14 protein-coding genes are annotated in these 15884 nt (G+C 70.3%); all 14 read right to left on the bottom strand.

Annotation, left to right across the window (positions count from 1 at the left end):
* Positions 1–73: 73 nt before the first annotated feature.
* Positions 74–1420, bottom strand: a complete 1347-nt coding sequence (locus tag ACH5AC_RS20915; RefSeq protein WP_398863439.1) for an ABC transporter substrate-binding protein — start codon at positions 1418–1420, stop codon at positions 74–76.
* 50 nt (positions 1421–1470) lie between these two features.
* A complete protein-coding gene (locus ACH5AC_RS20910) occupies positions 1471–3462 on the bottom strand; it encodes a pectinesterase family protein (RefSeq protein WP_398863437.1) in 1992 nt (663 codons plus the stop codon).
* Positions 3463–3495: 33 nt separating this feature from the next.
* A complete protein-coding gene (locus ACH5AC_RS20905; RefSeq protein WP_398863566.1) occupies positions 3496–5037 on the bottom strand; it encodes a family 43 glycosylhydrolase in 1542 nt (513 codons plus the stop codon).
* Positions 5038–5099: 62 nt separating this feature from the next.
* Positions 5100–5945, bottom strand: a complete 846-nt coding sequence (locus tag ACH5AC_RS20900; RefSeq protein WP_398863436.1) for a PmoA family protein — start codon at positions 5943–5945, stop codon at positions 5100–5102.
* Positions 5942–7093 (bottom strand): Gfo/Idh/MocA family protein, encoded by a 1152-nt coding sequence (locus tag ACH5AC_RS20895; RefSeq protein WP_398863435.1) that lies wholly within the window; start codon positions 7091–7093, stop codon positions 5942–5944. Before ACH5AC_RS20895 ends, ACH5AC_RS20900 begins: the two co-directional genes overlap by 4 nt.
* Complete coding sequence (locus tag ACH5AC_RS20890; protein ID WP_398863434.1) at positions 7090–8385, bottom strand: polysaccharide lyase family 1 protein; 1296 nt, start codon at positions 8383–8385, stop codon at positions 7090–7092. Before ACH5AC_RS20890 ends, ACH5AC_RS20895 begins: the two co-directional genes overlap by 4 nt.
* Positions 8382–9278, bottom strand: a complete 897-nt coding sequence (locus ACH5AC_RS20885) for a carbohydrate ABC transporter permease (RefSeq protein ID WP_398863432.1) — start codon at positions 9276–9278, stop codon at positions 8382–8384. Before ACH5AC_RS20885 ends, ACH5AC_RS20890 begins: the two co-directional genes overlap by 4 nt.
* Complete coding sequence (locus ACH5AC_RS20880; protein WP_398863431.1) at positions 9275–10210, bottom strand: carbohydrate ABC transporter permease; 936 nt, start codon at positions 10208–10210, stop codon at positions 9275–9277. Before ACH5AC_RS20880 ends, ACH5AC_RS20885 begins: the two co-directional genes overlap by 4 nt.
* Positions 10211–10294: 84 nt before the next feature.
* Positions 10295–12019: an L-arabinonate dehydratase gene (araD, locus tag ACH5AC_RS20875; protein ID WP_398863430.1), complete on the bottom strand. Its 1725-nt coding sequence runs from the start codon at positions 12017–12019 to the stop codon at positions 10295–10297.
* A complete protein-coding gene (locus tag ACH5AC_RS20870; protein ID WP_398863429.1) occupies positions 12016–12927 on the bottom strand; it encodes a dihydrodipicolinate synthase family protein in 912 nt (303 codons plus the stop codon). Before ACH5AC_RS20870 ends, araD begins: the two co-directional genes overlap by 4 nt.
* Positions 12924–13580, bottom strand: a complete 657-nt coding sequence (locus ACH5AC_RS20865; protein WP_398863428.1) for a GntR family transcriptional regulator — start codon at positions 13578–13580, stop codon at positions 12924–12926. The genes ACH5AC_RS20870 and ACH5AC_RS20865 overlap by 4 nt, the downstream gene beginning before the upstream one ends.
* Positions 13581–13742: 162 nt before the next feature.
* On the bottom strand, positions 13743–14495 hold the full coding sequence (locus tag ACH5AC_RS20860; RefSeq protein WP_398863427.1) for an MBL fold metallo-hydrolase: 753 nt from the start codon (positions 14493–14495) through the stop codon (positions 13743–13745).
* Between the two features lie 18 nt (positions 14496–14513).
* Positions 14514–14798, bottom strand: coding sequence for a hypothetical protein (locus ACH5AC_RS20855; RefSeq protein ID WP_398863426.1), 285 nt, complete (start codon positions 14796–14798; stop codon positions 14514–14516).
* Positions 14791–15747: a hypothetical protein gene (locus ACH5AC_RS20850; protein ID WP_398863425.1), complete on the bottom strand. Its 957-nt coding sequence runs from the start codon at positions 15745–15747 to the stop codon at positions 14791–14793. The genes ACH5AC_RS20855 and ACH5AC_RS20850 overlap by 8 nt, the downstream gene beginning before the upstream one ends.
* Positions 15748–15884: the final 137 nt, after the last annotated feature.

Here is a 15884-nt window from a genome sequence, read left to right as displayed (position 1 = left end):
GGGCGCGGGGAACTGCGCGACCAGCCAGGGGCGGCCTGCACCCTGCAGACAACAGGCCGCCCCACGGCGAGATTCAGCTCTTCTTCTGCTGCTTCCACTCCGCCTGCGCCTTGTTGAGCTCCTCGGCCATCCCGTCCAGGAACTCCTTCGCGCTCATGTCCCCGATGAGCACCTTCTGGAAGTTCGCCTCGTTGTCGGACTTCGAGATGTTGTTCCAGTCCGGCAGGTAGTACGGCAGCTGAACAATCGTCGTGGACCCGTCATTCAGTGCGGCAGCAGCGAGCTTCGTCGGCTCGGCCTTCGAGATCCACGCGTCCTTCGCCGCCTCCGTGTTCGACGGAATCGCGCCGGCCGACTCGTTCCACTTGGAGTTCGACTCGTGGGACACGGCGAACTCGATGAACTTCCAGGCGGCGTCCTTGTTCTTGGAGGACTTGAACAGGCCCAGCCCGTCGACCGGGTTGGACACCTGGACCCGCTTGCCGCCGGGGCCGGTGGGCTGCGGGATACCCCGGAACTTCTCGGTGCCGAGCGCCTTCACGTGGTCCTGGTACGACCCCAGGTTGTGGTTCAGCATCCCGATGGTGCCGGAGTCCCACTGGGCGACCATCTTCGTGAAGTCGTTGTTGAGGTCGGCGGCCGGGGTGACCTTCTTGTAGAGGGCCGCGTACTTCTCCAGCGCCTCGACGTTCTTCGGGTCGTTGACGGTGGTCTTCTCACCGCCGGCGTCCCAGAACGAGGTGATCCCGGACTGCCCGTACATCGCGTCGAGCGCCTGCGCGATCGACCCCGCGCCACCGCGGATGGTGTAACCGAACTCGTTCTTGCTGGTGTTGGTGAGCTTCTCGGCGGCCTCGTAGAACTTCTCCCAGGTCTCCGGCGCCTCCAGGCCGGCCTTCTGGAACAGGTCGGTGCGGTAGTAGAGGGTGCCGTTGTTCGCGGAGGTCGGGATCGTGTAGAGGTGCTCGTCGGAGCCGCCGGCGCTCTTGACCGACTCGACCATGCCGTCGTTGAGCTTGCCGTTCAGGGACGACTTGGCGAGCCGGTCCTCCAGCGGCTCCAGCGCGTCCTGGGCGGCTATCCCGGCGAGCATCGCCGCGCCGACGCCGCCGACGTCCGGCAGTCCGCCGCCCTGGATGGCGGTGTCGTACTTGGACTGGGCCTCCTTGGACGGCAGGCCGACGTACTCGACGTCGATGTCCGGGTTGGCCTTCTCGAAGTCGGCGATGATCTCGTTCCAGATGTCGGTGCGGACACCGCCGTTGTTGTCCCAGAAGACGATCTTGCCCTTGCCGCTGCCCTCGGCGCCGTCGCCGCTCCCGCTGCCGTCGTCGCCGCAGGCGGTGGCGGTGAGGGCGAGCGCGGAGCCCAGGGCGACGGCCGCGGCGGCGCGCCGGCTTCTGCGATTGCTGATCTTCATTGGTCGGCTCTCTTCTTCTGGATCCAGCGGAGTGGTGAAGTTGTGGGGGATCAGTGGGTGCGGGCCTGCGGGGCCCAGCCGTCCGTGCCCGCGAGGTAGGCCGCGACGGTGTGGGTCCGCGCGTCCGCGTCGCTCATCTGCGGCCGGTCGGCGGTGACCGCGGCGCCCGGGCCGTAGTTGCGGTACTCGGCGAACCGGGCGTCCTTCCACGAGAAGCCGCTCATGTCGGTCCACGGCGCGGACTTGATCGCGGCCGGCAGCTCGGTCTCCCGGATCAGCACCTGGGCCACGGCGTCCGGTTCCCCTCCCGGATGCCAGGGCCGGCCCAGGTGGAAGGACCCGTCGGGCGCGTCGCTGACGATCCTCGAACGGGTGATCAGGAACCCGTAGGGGTTGCCCGTCCAGGTCGAGGCGGCCGTCACCCAGCCGTTGTTGGTGTCCGAGCCCCGGCTCAGCGCCCGGATCACCGACCGCTCGATCACGGTCGTGGCCCGCCCGTAGACGAAGTCGACATCGCCCTCGATGTAGGAGTCGCGGATGTAGACCCGGCTGACGGTGGTCAGGCTGGGGCTGTTCGTCATCAGGGTGTCCTGGTTGCCCAGGAAGGCGGTGTTCTCGAAGACGATCCGGTCGCCGTTCGTCTTCATCGCCAGCGCCTGCTCGGCCCTCAGCTCGTGTGCGGCCTCGTCGAAGTCGTTGCTGAAGGTGAGGTTGCGGGCGGTGACGTCGTTCGCGTCGATCCGCACCGTGGCGCTGCCGGTGGAGCCGCCGTACTCGGCGGGCGTGTCGTAGACGATGACGGTGTCCGAGCGGTTCTGTCCAGTCCCCTGCAGCACGATGTTCGGCTTTGTCCTGGGGAGGTGGACCTTCTCCCGGTAGGTGCCCGGCGCGACGGCGACGACGACACGCACGTCGTTGCCCGCGGGCACGGCGTCCACGGCGGCCTGCACCGTCGGATAGGCCCCGGGGACATGCAGCGTCACGGCGTCGCCGAGCTGCCGCTGCGGCCCGGAGAAGCGGGTCACCAGTGCCGGTACGGCGGCGGCGGGGTCGAGCCGGTAGTCGTAGAAGTCACGCGGGTCGAAGGCGTCGCCCCATGCCTCGGCGCGTCCGGTGGTGTTCCTCAGGATCGAGCCGCGCTGCACCAACTCGGCCGTGGCGTCGGCCTGGTGGGGATGCTGGACACCGTCGTAGTAGCTGTTCTCGATGACCATCTTTGTGCGGCCGCGCGCCCAACTGCCGTACGTCCACACCGGATCGCCGTCGCTGACCTGTTGCGAGAAGTAGTTGTTGTAAAGGTGCGCGTAGGCGCAGTTGTCCGCCGAGGGGTTGCGCTGTTTGGTGCCGGTGAACCAGTTGTGGTCGATGGTGACCTGGGTCCGGACGTTGTCGGTCCAGCCGATGCCGAGCGCCTTGTTGTGGTCGCTGAACTGGTTGTAGGAGACGGTGATGTACTGGCTGTCCTTGCGGATGTCGAGCAGCCCGTCGCCCATGTGGGTGAGGCGGTTGTGGTCGATCCAGACGTGGTGGACGGTGTCCATCTGGATGGCGTCGAAGTCGGTGGTCTTGCCGTCCCAGTCGCCCTCGACGTAGGAGTCGCGGATCGTCAGATTGCGGATGATGACGTTGTGCGTGCCCGGCTTGAGGTGCAGTTCGCCGTGGACGATCTCGCCGGTGTCACCGACGCCGGTGATCGTCTTGTTCGAGCCGACCACGATGTCCGAGCCGAAGGGCGCCACCTCGATGGAACCCTTGACCCGGATGACGTACGGCTCCTCGGCGGCCGCGTACCGGGCCAGGGACGCCTGGTCGGTGACGGTGACGACCGTGCCGCCGGCGCCGCCGGTGGTGCCGCCGGCGAGGGAGGCGAAGCCGTGCGGCTGGTCGGCCCAGCGGGAGGCGGCCGGGGTGGCGGCGTCCGACGAGGGGACGGCGGCCCTCGCCTCCCCCACCGCGCCGAGGCCGAGGGCGGCGAGCAGTCCTGTGACGGCGGCCAGGACGACACCGTGTCTCGGCAATCGCTTGCTATGGAGGTGCGACATTGCGGCTCCCAACAGGCGTAGGGGGGACGGTGGTTACAGGGATCTGATCCGGAAGTGCGTGAACGTGCCGGCACCGGCGTGCCCTGCCCCGGCGGGCGCGGCCGCGAAGAGCCCGATCAGGGCCCCGACCCAGCGCCAGGGGGTGGCGGCGAAGACCGGGCCGGAGGGCTGGAAGCCGTCGCCGAGGTCTGCGGAGAAGCGGCAGCGGGCGCCCGCGCCGATCTCCACCCGTAGTCGGGCGCGGCCCTCGCGAGCGATGCGCGGGTGGGCGGCGTCCCGTTCCTTCCCCCACTGCCCGAAAGGCGTGGGAGGGACCCCCGTCGCGACCGGCTCGGCGAACCGGTGCACCAGGTGCACCGTCCCGTCGGTGCCCCGCTCCAGCCCGATCCAGCCGAAGGCGTCCCCGAGGATGGCGAGCCCGGCCCTAGCGCCCTGCTCCTTGCCGTGCAGTGCCAGCTCCACCTCGACGACCGAGGGCGCGCCGGGCAGCCGCTGGGTGAGCACCTGTGGCAGCCGGCGCAGGTCGTGCGCGTCGGCCGTGCGGACGCAGGCCAGCCGGAGTCCGTCGCCGGAGTGCTGCGTGGCCCAGCCGTCCCGGGGGTTGGCGGTCCACTGCCACTGCCGGCCGAAGCGTCCGCCGGGGAAGTCGTCGTCGGTGGCGGGCGCGGCGGGCGGCTGCGCCGGCAGATCGGGCTTCGTGTGTACGAGGACGGGGGCGCCGTCGTCGCCGAGCACCGGCCAGCTGTCGGCACCCCAGCGCATCGGCTGGAGGTGCACGACCCGGCCGTACGCGCCGCGCTGCTGGAAGTGCAGGAACCAGTCCTCACCGGCGGGGGTGCGCACCCAGCCGCCCTGGTGCGGGCCGTTGACCTCGGTGTCCTTCTGTTCGAGGACGATCCGCTCCTCGTACGGGCCGAAGAAGTCCCGGGACCGGAAGGCGCCCTGCCAGCCGGTCTCCACTCCCCCGGCGGGTGCCAGGATCCAGAACCAGCCGTCGTGCCGGTAGAGCTTGGGGCCTTCGAGGGTGAACCAGCCGGGTATGCGGTCCGCGTCGACGATCACCCTGCCCTCGTCGAGGAGCGAGGTCGCGTCGGGGTGCATCCGGTGGCCGGTGAGGCGGTTCTTCACGCCCGCGCGGGACTTGGCCCAGGCGTGCACGAGGTAGGCGTCGCCGGTCTCGTCGTCCCACAGGGGGCAGGGGTCGATGAGTCCCTTGCCCTCCTTCAGCAGGTGCGGCCGGGTCCAGGGGCCCCGGATCTCGGGGGCGTTGACCTGGAAGATGCCCTGGTCCGGGTCGCCCCAGAAGATCCAGAAGCGGTCGTCGTGGTGGCGGATGGACGGGGCCCAGACGCCGCAGTCGTGGCGCGGCGTCTCGAACTGGTCCGCAGGCGTGAGGTGTTCGAGGGCGTGGCCCACCAGGGTCCAGTTCAGCAGGTCGCGTGAGTGCAGCAGTGGCAGGCCGGGGGCGCGGCCGAAGCTGGAGGCGGTGAGGTAGAAGTCGTCGCCTACGCGCACGACGTCCGGGTCGGACCAGTCGGCGTTCAGGATCGGGTTGGTGTATGTCGTCGCCGGCACGCCCGTTTGGGGCGTCACCGGCCCGCCCGTGTGGGTCGTCACCTGCTCGTCGGTGTGTGTCGTCACTGGCTCACCGCCTTGCGGGCCAGCGCGGTGGCGTCGTCCCGGCCCAGGCGGCCGTCGGCGACGACGGTGACGATCCGGCGTACAGCGGTGTCGCCGGGCGCGATCGCCAGCCGCTCCTCGGACGCCAGCGAGGAGCCGACGCCGGGGTACTCGGCGGTGCGCACGAACCAGGGGTCACGGCGGGTGGTGTCGGTGGCGCCGGCGAAGACCAGGGTCCAGTTCTCCCCGGTCAGGGCGAGCCAGTCGGCGGCCCGGCCGTGGACCTCGGACTCGCCCTCGCGGTCGGCGGTGAAGACGTCCGGGGCCGCGGCCTCCTTGCGGGCGCGCCAGAAGAAGCCGCCGTAGGCCGCGCCGGGGCGTCCGTTGGTGGCGGGGCTGCCGATGGTGACCGGCGCGGAGGTGACGTTGGTCAGGGCGAAGGTGAAGTCCAGCGACCAGGCGTACTCGGTGAGTTCGGCGGCGGCGACGGTACGGCGCTCACGCAGCAGCTCGGTCCCGGCGGCGACCCAGCGCAGCTCCTCGACGAACCCGTCGGGGCCGCGCAGCTGGAAGCCGGTGTGCCGCTGGGCGCCGTGGTTGTCGAGCTCGGTGGGGCCCTGGTCGCGGACGAAGGTGCGCCCGCCCCAGAAGTTGTGCCCCTCGACGTCGGGAACGGCCACACCGACGCCGAGGTGGTGTGCGTGGTCGGCCGGGGCCAGCTCGGTGACCGTCGTGCCGGCCAGGGTGGTGACCGGGTGCAGACAGGGGCGCGGGGAGAGCCGGGCGGGCAGCTCGGGCCGGGTGGCGTAGCGGCCGACCGGGCGGCCCGCGACGCGCAGGACGGCTGTGTCGTCGGTCGTCATTCGGTACTCACCTCTTTCGGCAGCGCCCAGGGGGCGCCCAGTTCGGAGTAGAGGGAGAGGGTGTCGGCGCAGGCCGCGACCAGTGCGTCGATCCCGGGGACCACCCGGCGGGCCTCGTCCTTACGCAGCTGCCATGCCGAAGCGGGCAGCTGGGAGGGGTCGGGGGCGGTGCGGATCGCCTCGGCGGCCTTCATGAAGGCGCCGGTGGCGTCCGGCGGGACGAGCAGCGGTGTGCCGTCGGTGAGGTGCTCGACGAGGTTCTCCAGCAGGTCGGTGCGGCCGTACTCGAACTCCTCGGGGCCGTGGTCGGCGCGCTGGAGCAGGACGCGGTCCTGCTTGTACCAGTAGGTGATCCGGCCCCGGCTGCCGTGCACCAGGACGTACGGGTCGTCGGGGTGCTCGGCGCACAGGGTCGCGGCGACGGTGATCCGGCGGCCGGCCGCGGTGGTGAGGCGGATGCAGGAGGTGTCGTCGGACTCGATGGCGTTGGCGTGCCACAGCTCGGTCTCGATGTCGGCGACGTCCTCGGCGCGGGTGGCACCATCGAGGGCGAGCGCGGTGGCGACGGCGTGGGCGAGCGGGTTGGTGAGGGCGCCGTCGATGACGTCGACGCCGTTCAGCCGCCGCTTGCCGGCCCAGGGGGCGCGCCGGTAGTACGCCTCGGGTCGGGCCCAGGCGCCGGCCCCGCCGACGCCGGTGACCTCGCCGATGGTGCCGTCGGCGATCAGCTCGCGGATCGCGGGCACGGCGTGCGAGCCCAGCGACTGGAAGCCGATCTGACAGGCCACGCCGGCCGCGGCGACCCCGTCGGCCATCCGGTGGAACTCGGCGTAGGAGGGCGCGGGCGGCTTCTCCAGGAGGAGGTGCACGCCCTTGGCGGCGGCGGTCAGCGCCAGGTCGGTGTGGGTCGGGATGGGGGTGCAGACCACGGCGATCCGGGCGCCGGTGGCGTCCAGCAGCGCGCCGAAGTCGGCGGACTGCTCGGGCGTGCCGAGGCCGTCGGGGATCTCGTCCGGGGTCAGGGGGGTCAGCTCGCAGATGCCGGCGAGGCGGACGATGCCCTTGTCCGCCAGGCGGCGGATGTTGTCCAGGTGCCAGCGGCCGTGGCCGCGCGCGCCCGCCAGGACCAGGGGTACGGCGATGCTCATGGGATCCTCCCTGCGCCCGCGCCGCGTGCCACCTCGCGGTCGGCCACCGCGGCGCTGTCGATCGTTGCGTGCAGGGTAGGCGTCCAGCCGACGTCCGCCGTGAGGTCGCGCTCGCTGCCCGAGTTGTAGGCGTTGTAGATCGTGCGCAGGTCGACCGGGTAGTTGTTGAACAGGGTGCCGCTGTCGTGCAGGGCGCTGCCGTTCCAGCTCTTGACCAGGTCGGCGACCTCGATGTGGCTCGGGGTGTGGAAGGCGTTGTTCTCGGCGTGGAGGGCGGACTCGGTGCCGACGCCGAGGGAGTAGCGGTAGTCGTGGGCGTCGGCCGGGACGACGTACCGGTTGTTGTAGAGGTGGACCTGTCCGAAGCGGACGCGGGGGGCGCGCTGGACGATCGACTCGAACTCGTTGTGGTGCAGGGTGACCCGGAGCCTGCCGCGGTCGCCGGTGGCGCTGTCGCCGCTGCCGATCAGCATCGCCTTGTCGTGGTCGGCGAACCGGCTCCAGGAGACGGTGATCAGGTCGGAGCCGTTGGTGATGTCCAGCAGGCCGTCGTGGCGCAGGTAGTTGCGGGCGAAGTAGGTGGGCTCGTCCTCGTCGAGCCGACCCTTGTCGCCGGCGGTGACGTGGTCGATCCAGACGTGGGTGGCGCCGCGCAGCCAGATGTTGTCGTAGGCGGTCTTCCAGTCCCCGAGGCCGCCGCTGTTGGGCTGCCAGGCGGGGAAGCAGTCGTAGGCGTCGCGCAGGTCGAGGTTGCGGATGATGACGTTGTCGGCGTTCTTGACCTGGAGGCTGGCGCCCTTGAGGACGGCGCCCCTGCCGAGGCCGACGAGGGTGGTGTTGGAGCCGACGGGTAGCTCGACCCGTTCGGCCTGCTTCGCAGCAGACGCCCGGCGGGCCTCCTCCTGCGGTCCGCTGGGTTTGGCGGAGCCCCAGGTGCGGGGGTCGTAGGCCGCCAGGTACCGCTCCAGGTCGTAGCCGTCGGTGGCGTAGTCGGCACAGTCGAGGCGGCGTCCGCGGTCGTCGGTGTTGGCGTCGATCGTGCCCGCGATCTTGATGATCTTCGGGGTGTCGCTGCCGCCGTCGAGGGCCCGGACCAGTTCGGCGCGGTTCCTGACGGTGAGGACATGGGCGTCGTCGGCGGCGGCGCCACCGGTGGTGCCGGTGCCGTACGACGCCCAGCCGTCGCCCGCCGGGAGGGTGTCGCGGCTGATGTCGGGGGCGGTCCCCGCGTGCGCGGGGACGCACAGGACGCCCAGCAGCGCCGCGGCCAGGGTCAGGTGACGCAGTCTCATCCCTTCACCGCCCCCGCGCTGAAGCCGGTGATCAGCCACTTCTGGATGAACGCGAACACGATGACCACGGGGACGGCGGCGATGATGCCGCCCGCGGCCAGGGCGCCGAGGTCGACGCTGTCCGCGCCCATCAGGGTGTTGAGGCCGACCGGGATCGTCTGCTTGTCCTGGTTGTTGAGGAACATCAGGGCGAACAGGAAGTGGTTCCAGGAGTGGACGAAGGCGAAGGAGCCGACGGCGATCAGACCGGGGGTGAGCAGCGGCAGCACGATCACCCGGAAGGCGCGCAGCCGGCTGCAGCCGTCCACCCAGGCCGCCTCCTCCAGGGAGTACGGCACGTTCTTGATGAAGTTGCTGAGCAGGATGATCGACAGCGGCAGCTGGAAGACCGTCTCGGCGATGATGACACTGGCCAGCGAGTTGATCATCTGCAGTTCGGCGAAGATCTCGAACAGCGGCACCAGGAGCAGCGCGCCCGGCACGAACTGGGAGCAGAGCAGGGCGAGCATGAAGCCCTGCTTGACCTTGAAGTCGAAGCGGGCGAGGGCGTAGCCGCCGGCCAGGGCGACGACCGTCGTCATCACCAGGGTGGCGACGCCGACGAGCACGCTGTTCTGGAAGTAGGTGCCGAAGCTCCGCTCGTTCCAGACCTTCTCGAAGTGCTCGAAGGTCATCGGCCAGGGCACGAGCGAGGTCGAGCCGGCCGGGCGCAGCGAGAAGAGCAGGATCCAGTAGAAGGGGATGAGGGTGAAGATCAGGTAGATCGACAGCGGCAGGTAGATCTGCCAGCGGGGTGCCTCGTCCCAGTTGCGGTGGCGCTTGGTCGGGCGGGGGGCCTCGGGTGCCGGGGGCACGGGGGCGGGCGCCGTCCTGGTGGCCTCCTCGGTGATCACTTGGACTCGCCTCCGAACTTGCTCAGCCGCAGATAGATGATCGAGCAGAAGAGCAGGATCACGAACGCGACCGTGGTGAGGGCGGACGCGTAGCCGAAGTTGTGCGCGTCGACGCTGGTGTGCGCGACGTACAGCGGGAGTGTGGTGGTCTCGCCGGCCGGACCGCCGCCGGTGAGGGTGTAGAGCAGGTCGACGTTGTTGAACTCCCACACCGCGCGCAGCAGCGTGGACAGGATGATGGCGTCCTTCAGGTGCGGCAGGGTGATGTGCCAGAACTGCTTGAGCTTGCTGGCGCCGTCGACCTCGGCGGCCTCGTACAGGTCCTTGGAGACGGACTGGAGGTCGGCGAGGATGAGGATCGCGAAGAAGGGCACACCGCGCCACAGGTCGGCGACGATCGCCGCCGGGAAGACGGTGGAGGGGTCCGACAGCCAGCTGGTGCCGTAGGAGCCGATGCCCATGTCGGCGAGGTAGCGGGTGATGCCGGTCTGGGAGTTGTAGAGCAGGACCCAGATCGCGGAGGTCAGCACGCCGGAGACGGCCCACGGGGAGAAGACCAGGGCGCGTCCGAGCGCCCGTCCCACGAAGGTCTGGTTGACGATGAGCGCCAGCGCCAGACCGAACAGCAGTTGGAGGCCGACCTCGACGAAGACCCACTTGGCGCTGAAGGTCAGGGTGCCCCAGAACTGGGGGTCGTCGGTGAAGATGGTGACGAAGTTGTCGAAGCCCGCGTAGCCGTTGCGCCACGGTTTGGTGGGGTTGTAGTTCTGCAGGCTGTAGTAGAAGACGCTGATGACGGGATAGGCGATGAAGCCCAGCATCAGCAGGGCCGCCGGGGCGATCAGCAGGTAGGGGAGCCTGCGGGGCGTGGCGGAGGCACGGCGCCGCCGGGGTGGCGCGGGCGGTTTCGCCACGGCTGCGGCTTGGGCCATGACTGTTCTCCGTTTCTGGTACGTGGTGCGGGAAAGCGCTTACTCCATGGGCAGGGTTGTGCTGGGTGGTGCTCTGCTGTCGGGTCAGCCGGCGTACGGGTCCTGCACCTTGCCCGGCCGGGCCAGGAACTCGAAGTCGCAGCCCGTGTCGGCCTGGGTGATCTGTTCGTTGTAGAGCGCGCCGTAGCCGCGCTCGTACCGGGTGGGCGGCGGCGTCCACCGCGCCCGGCGGAGCTCCAGCTCCTCGTCGTCGACGTCGAGATGGAGGGTCCGGGCCTCGACGTCCAGGGTGATCAGGTCGCCGGTCTCCACCAGCGCCAGCGGTCCCCCGATGTACGACTCGGGCGCGACGTGCAGCACACAGGCGCCGTAACTCGTGCCACTCATACGGGCGTCGGAGATCCGGACCATGTCCCGCACCCCCCGCTTGAGCAGGTGGTCGGGGATCGGCAGCATGCCGTACTCGGGCATGCCCGGTCCGCCCTTGGGGCCGGCGCCTCGCAGCACCAGCACGCTGTCGGCGGTGATGCCCAGCGACGGGTCGTTGATGGTGCGCTGCATGGTCTTGTAGTCGTCGAAGACGACCGCGGGACCGGTGTGCTTGAGCAGGTGCGGCTCGGCGGCGATGTGCTTGATGACGGCACCGTCCGGGCAGAGGTTGCCGCGCAGCACGGCCACCCCGCCCTCGTCGGCGACCGGGTTGTGGCGGGTGCGGATGACGTCGTCGTCGTGGACCTGGGCGCCGGCGATCTGCTCACGCATCGTGTCGTACGAGACGGTCGGCCGGTCCAGGTGGAGCAGGTCCGGGATGCGGGAGAGGAAACCGGGCAGGCCGCCGGCGAAGTGGAAGTCCTCCATGAGGTACTTCCGGCCTCCGGGGCGGACGTTGGCGAGCACCGGGACCGTCCGCGCGATCCGGTCGAAGTCGTCGAGGGTGAGCCGCACCCCGGCCCGGCCCGCCATGGCGATCAGATGGATGACCGCGTTGGTCGAGCCGCCGAGGCCGAGGACGGTCGTCACGGCGTCCTCGAAGGCGTCGCGGGTGAGGATGGTGTTGAGCGTGCGGCCCTTGTGCACCAGCTCGACGATCGCCATGCCCGCCTTGGCGGCCATCCGGTCGTGCCCGGAGTCCACCGCCGGGATGCTCGACGCGCCGGGCACGGTCACGCCGAGCGCCTCGGCGGCGGCCGTCAGGGTGGACGCCGTGCCCATGGTCATGCAGTGGCCGGGCGAGCGGGCGAGGCCGTTCTCCAGCTCCGCCATCTCGCAGTCGCCGATGAGGCCGGCCCGCTTGTCGTCCCAGTACTTCCACATGTCGGTGCCGGAGCCGAGGACCTCGTTTCGCCAGTGGCCCGGCAGCATCGGCCCGGCGGGCACGAACACGGTGGGCAGGTCGACGGACGCGGCGCCCATGAGCAGCGCGGGAGTCGTCTTGTCGCAGCCGCCCATCAGCACGGCCCCGTCCACGGGGTACGAGCGCAGCAGTTCCTCGGTCTCCATCGCGAGCATGTTGCGGTAGAGCATCGGGGTCGGCTTCTGGAAGGTCTCGCTGAGCGTGGAGACCGGGAACTCCAGCGGGAAGCCGCCCGCCTGCCACACGCCCCGCTTCACGGCCTGGGCACGGTCGCGCAGGTGGACGTGGCAGGGGTTGATGTCGGACCAGGTGTTGAGGATCGCGATGACCGGCTTGCCGAGGTGCTCCTCGGGCAGGTAGCCGAGCTGGCGGGTGCGGGCACGGTGGCTGAAGGAGCGCAGGCCGTCGGTGCCGTACCACTGGTGGCTTCTGAGGTCCTCCGGTCGGCGTGTCATATGGACCACCCGACGGCGATGGCGGCGACCTCGGCGCGCTCGGAATCGGGCAGCTGCCGGCTCGGCGGGCGCACCTCGCGGCGGCACAGGCCGAGGGAGGCGAGGGCCTCCTTGACGACGGTGACGTTGTTCGCGGAGCCGTTGGCGGCGCGCAGTTCCTCGAAGCGGCGGATCTGCTCCCAGACCTTCATGGCGGCCGGGTAGTCGCCCGAGCGCAGCGCCTCGATCATGTTCAGCGAGACGGACGGGGCGACGTTCACCAGACCGGAGGTGAAGCCGGTGGCGCCCGCGGAGAAGTAGGACGGGGCGTACGGCTCGGCGAGGCCGGCCACCCAGACGAACCGTTCCAGCCCGGCGTCGCGGGCGAAGGCGGCGAAGCGGGCGGCGTCCGGGACGGCGTACTTCACACCGATGACGTTGGGGCAGGCGTCGGCGAGTTCGGCGAGCCGCTCGCCGCGCAGCTGCGGGTTGCGGATGTACGGCACGACGCCCAGCTCGGGCACCGCCTCGGCGATGGCACGGTGGTAGTCGACCCAGCCGCGCTGTGAGACGTAGGGGTGGACGGGCTGGTGCACCATCACCATCTGGGCGCCCAGGTCGCGCGCGTGCCGCGCGGAGGCGACAGCGGTCGGCACGTCGTGGCCGACGCCGACGAGGATGACGGCGCGGTTGCCGACCTCCTCGACGGTCATCTCGGTGACCAGAGTGCGCTCGTCCGGGGTGAGGGCGTAGAACTCGCCGGTGTTGCCGTTCGGGGTGAGGGTGGTGATCCCGCCGTCGAGCAGACGGCGCAGCAGGGCCCGGTGGGCTTCCTGGTCGACGGAGCCGTCCTCGGCGAACGGGGTCACCGGGATGGCCACCACGTCGGCCAGCGCCGCACGCTGGGTCTCGAACGCCACGCTGCTCATTCCTGACCTTCCTGTTCCGGGGTCTCGGGGAACGCCCGCTGGACGAAGGACGCGATGTGGGAGTGAAGCGCGCGCGCCGCCCCGTCGGCGTCGCCGGCGAGGGCGAGGCGCAGGATCTCGCGGTGCTCGCCGGCCTCCCGCTCCCAGGAGGGCGAGGAGGCCCAGGCGACGGCGGAGACGAGGGCGGCCTGGTCGCGGACCTCGTCGAGCATCCGGCCGAGCAGCGGGTTGCCGCAGGGCAGATAGAGGGCACGGTGGAACTCCCGGTTCGCCAGGGAGCGTTCGGCGGTGTCGGTGGCCTCGTCGGCCCGGGTCAGCGCCTCGCGGGCGGCGTCGAGGGACGCCCCGCGCCGCACGGCCCGCTTGAGCGCCTCCGGTTCGAGGAGGAGGCGCACGTCGTAGACCTCACGCGCCATGTCCGCGTCCACCATGCGCACCGTGACGCCCTTGTACTGGCTCATGACGACCAGTCCGGTGCCGGCCAGGGTCTTGAGCGCCTCGCGCACCGGGGTCTTGGAGACCCCGAACTGTGCGGCGAGTTCGGTCTCGACCAGGGCCTGACCCGGCGTCAACCGCCCGGTGAGGATGCGTCGCTTGATCTCCTCCAGCACGTACTGCGTGCGGGAGGGGATCGGCGTGGGCACAGAGGTCATGCGCGCCTCTCGGATCTTTGGATCGTGGGATCCCGGAGTCGGGACCGGGATCGGATCTCACATATCGCGTCTCATATATGACGTACGAAGTACGACGCGTTGAAGGTAGGAGGGGCCTCGTGTTTCGTCAATGCTTCTGACAAAGGAACTTGGGACTGCCCGTCAGGCCCCTGTCGTCTCGCCCTCACGCGCGGTACGGGTCGGCCCGCCGAACGCGGCGGCGGCGCGGGCGGTCGCGTCCTCGCGGGTCAGAGTCGGCCCGACATGGGTGACGAGCAGCTCCCGCACACCCGCCCTGCGGGCCGTCTCCCCGGCATCCTCCGGGGTCAGATGCACCTGTTCGCCCTCGCTATGCCGGTCGATGTCGGCCTCGCACAGGAACAGGTCGGCTCCGGTGGCGAGTTCGGTGAGCGCGGGGCAGGGTCCGGTGTCGCCGGAGTAGGCGAGGACACGGCCTTCGCACTCGGCTCGCAGTCCGTAGGTCTCGGTGTCGTGGCGGACGGCGCGGGCGGTGAGGCGCAGGTCTCCGTGGCGGGCGGCGTGGCCGTCGTCCAGGGGGCGGAAGTCGAGAACGCCCTTGAGGAAGCCTGCGTCGGGGCGGCCGAAGAACCCGGCGAGCCGGCGGGCGCAGTCGCCTGGGGCGTAGACGGGGATGGGGGCGGGCGGGGTGAGACCGCCGTAGGCGAAGGCGTAGACCGCGGCCAGGAGATCGGCGTTGTGGTCCGCGTGCAGATGGGAGATCCAGATGGCCGCGAGCCGCCGCGGATCCGTGTGCCGCTGCAACTCCGCGAACGTCCCCGGCCCCGCGTCCATCCACACCTCGGCCCCGCCGCCGCGCAGCAGATAGCCGGAGCAGGGGCGGTCGGGGGCGGGGTGGGGGGATGCGGTGCCGAGGACGGTGAGGCTGAGGGGCATGGGGGCGGTCAGGTGCTCTCAGCCGCCGAAGACATCCTGGGCACGCGTGACCTCCCAAGCGCGGTCGAACCAGGCGGTGACTTCGTCGAGGTCGCGGGAGGACAGCACGCGCTCACGCACGGTGTCGGGGACTTCGAGGCCGCGGCGTTCCAGCACCATGAGCACGTTCTGGGCCCAAATCTCCCTGCGGATCTCCCTACGGGCTTCCTCGAACCCCTCCTTGCGCCCCTCCTCACGGACCTGCTGGGCCGCCGCGGAACGGTAGAAGTACTTCAGTGGGCCCAGACCGCCGGTCTCAGTCACCGAAAAGCTCCTGCGCCCGCGTGACCTCCCAGGCGCGGTCCGCCAAAGCGCTGAGCTCCTCGGAGTCATGGCAGGACTGCACACGCTCACGCACATCGTCCGGAACGTCCAGGCCACGCCGCTCCATCACCACGAGTACCATCCGCGCCAACACCTCCTCGCGCCCTTCCTCGCGGCCTTCCTCACGGCCCTCCGCGCGGCCTTCCTCACGGCCCTCCACGCGGCCTTCCTCACGGCCCTCCACGCGGCCTTCCTCACGGACCCGCTGGGCCGCCTCGGAACGGTAGAAGATCGTCATGGCACTCATCAGCTTTCTCCAGATCTCGACGGCTTCGGAGCCCGAGAGGCCGGCCTCCACGTACTCCGCGTAGGCCACCGCTTCATCGGGGTCCATGTCATTGAGTTCCTGGGCCAGTGCGGTCAGTATGCCAGCGTTCGCCGGCCGACGACCATGAACCAGGCTGGACAGCACCCACAAGGCGATGTCGCCGCGCGCCTCCTCCGCGTTGCTGATCAGCGGCACGTTGGTCGGGCCGAGGACCAGCGGCTGGGCGACGAGCGAGGGTCGGTCCGGGAAGCCCGAGGTGATCGGCTGGGCGGCCCATCGCTCGGTCAGGGGCTCGTCGGTGAGCACGATCAGCACGGCGTCGGCGTCGTACCGCTCGCCCAGATAGGCAAGGTAGTACGGCCACGAACGACGCTTGTCCGAGTCCGGCTTGCCCTGGGACTCCAGGGCCACCACGTAGCGCGTCTTCTCCGTGTCCATCTGGAACAGCGCGTCGACCCGTCTCTCCACCGGAAGCAACTCCGTGGTGGCGGTGTCCAGCGGTGTGATCTCCCGGACCGGTCCGACGGAGAGACCGAGCAGGGCCTGCATCGAGGTGACGAGCAGCTTGGTGTCCTGCTGGAACACCTGATGCAGGGATTCGTGGTGTGCACTGACGGGCATGGCGTCGAAACTATCGACGTGCGCCACGCGGGGCGGCCGAACAGATCCGCATCCCCCGAACGAGTGATCACCGCTCCAGGGCCGCCGGTGTAGGGCATCTGCCCGATCCGCGCCGCCCCTCCTCAGGCCCACGATGA

This window comes from Streptomyces sp. NPDC018693 (assembly GCF_044391385.1).
GTDB lineage: Bacteria > Actinomycetota > Actinomycetes > Streptomycetales > Streptomycetaceae > Streptomyces.
Note: the sequence above shows the minus strand (reverse complement) of the source record. Positions and strands in the feature narration are given on the sequence as shown.